The 2,018-nt window shown below is 35.0% G+C and carries 1 protein-coding gene; it reads right to left on the reverse strand.

From position 1 onward, the window contains the following. Positions 1 to 345 precede the first annotated feature (345 nt). The gene (gene dnaX / locus Sarmat_RS06620; RefSeq protein WP_202149960.1) at positions 346 to 1,839 is read right to left on the reverse strand and encodes a DNA polymerase III subunit gamma/tau; all 1,494 of its coding nucleotides are present in this window, start codon (positions 1,837 to 1,839) and stop codon (positions 346 to 348) included. Positions 1,840 to 2,018 lie beyond the last annotated feature (179 nt).

Raw genomic sequence — 2,018 nt, forward strand, 5'->3', positions numbered from 1 at the left:
AAAAAATGGGCTCAGTCTAAACAAATAAGAAAAACTCTCGCTTGCTCAATTGATCAGCTTTTTCAACTCTATATCTCGTGATCTTTTTATACTGTCTTAGCTATATGGAGTAGTTTTGTGTTGAAATAAACTGCATATATACCTTCTGTCTTGAAAAAATCAAGACCTCTTTCTATCATTATGCGATATATTCTCACTTACGCAACAGGTCTAATGTATTAAAAGTTTGATAACTCCATACTACAATTTATAAATAAATCCATACCCTCCCTTGAAACTTATCTCTTAAAATTTTACTTATGCAACGGGTCTATTGACCTAGCGCGAGTTGCGCAAGAGGTCAATTTATTCCTGTATTAGATCAACAATTTGCGCGCTACTAAAATTTTGTTTTATCGTTTGCCATAAGTCGCTTTTCTGCACCTGAGTTTGTATCGCGTTATATAAACTACATTCTATATGTTCTACTCGCATTATTTCTACCCTATACTCTCTACCGCTCCACTTAGCCAGCGCAGCCTGCAATTTAATTACCATCTGTTTATCATCCTTAGTGGTAGCTAATTTTAATTCCTGATTATTAAATTCGATAATTTCACACTCATGCATCAAAAAGTAGTGAGTTTTTTTCTCTTCATCCATAATGAGGGTATATAAAAACTCCATGAACTTTGATTTGTTCAAATAGCTCCCAGCATTTGTTTGCGTTATAGCGCCATCTAAAGAGCGAGCATAAATAGCTTTCAACACAACCACTTGTATATTCAAAAATGAATCAAATAAACTATTATTTTCTACATCTTGTTTATTAAAGGTTTGTAGTATTAAAGATAGCGAACTCAACGAAGCACTACTAATGCCATCACGCATGTAAGGCTCAGAACCACCGCTTGGCTCATAGCCTGGGATGGTTTTGATTTTAATTAAGTTCAGCAAAGTATCTACTATCACAGCAGTAAAATGCCCAAAGTCGGTGTAGTCTTCATGCAGAGCTTCTATAAGAGCGATAGCACGTGCACTATCATTTTGTAAAATAAACTCTATAAGATTTAAGGCAGTTTGCGTAGAGCTAATGCCCAAGATTTTTAATACTTCTTCGTGCTTAGTAATGCCGGCGCAATATACTAATTGATCTAATAGCATAATTGCATCTCTGGCTGATCCTTTGGCTTTAGAGCAGATAACTTGTAGAGTATCCTCCTCCACGCTCATCCCCTCAGCCTGAGCAACATTACGCAGCAATGATAATATTTCTTTTTGTTGAATTGGTCGCAAGGAATATCTATGACATCTAGATACTATCGTTTCTGGAATCTTCTCTTCTTGCGTGGTAGCGAAGATAAAAATAACGCGAGGAGGTGGCTCCTCCATAATTTTTAATAAAGCATTAAAGGCGTTTTTGGAGAGCATGTGCACTTCGTCGATAATAAAAAGCTTATACTTTCCTAAGATTGGTACATATTCGCTAAGCTCAATAATTTGCCGCATATCATCAACACCAGTTTTGCTCGCTGCATCTATTTCTAGCACATCAGGATGAGAGCAAGATGCAAGGCAATTCTGGCAATTATCGCAAGGCGTAATAAACTCATCTTCAAGCTGTGGCTGAGTGCAGTTTACGATTTTTGCGATAATTCTGGCGATGCTAGTTTTGCCCACGCCATAAGATCCGCAAAAAAGATAAGTGTTTGCAATTTTATTATTCTTGAAGGATTGATTCAGAATTTTCACTAAATATGCCTGCCCCATCAGCTCTTGTAATTTGCGGGGGCGGTGTTTGTTAGCTAATGAGTTATAGTGTTTCATTTTTTTATTAAATTTTGCAATTAGAAATTGCATATGCTATTGTGTAGTTACAAATTTTAGTATATTTTTTTAGTATATTTTTTGTTAAAATATATTTGAAAATATATTAAATACTTCCATAGATACTAATTGTTGAATTCGTTTCTTATCTAAAAATTTATCATTATGCAAGATGTGAATAGTTGGTATGACAAATATTCTTACCAAACAAG

Origin of the sequence: Candidatus Sarmatiella mevalonica (genome assembly GCF_016751895.1) — a bacterium.
Lineage (GTDB): Bacteria > Pseudomonadota > Alphaproteobacteria > Rickettsiales > Rickettsiaceae > Sarmatiella > Sarmatiella mevalonica.

Excerpts from the sequence above, each read along its gene's own strand:
- dnaX (WP_202149960.1), bottom strand. The coding sequence starts at position 1,839 with ATGCAATTTCTAATTGCAAAATTTAATAAAAAAATGAAACACTATAAC.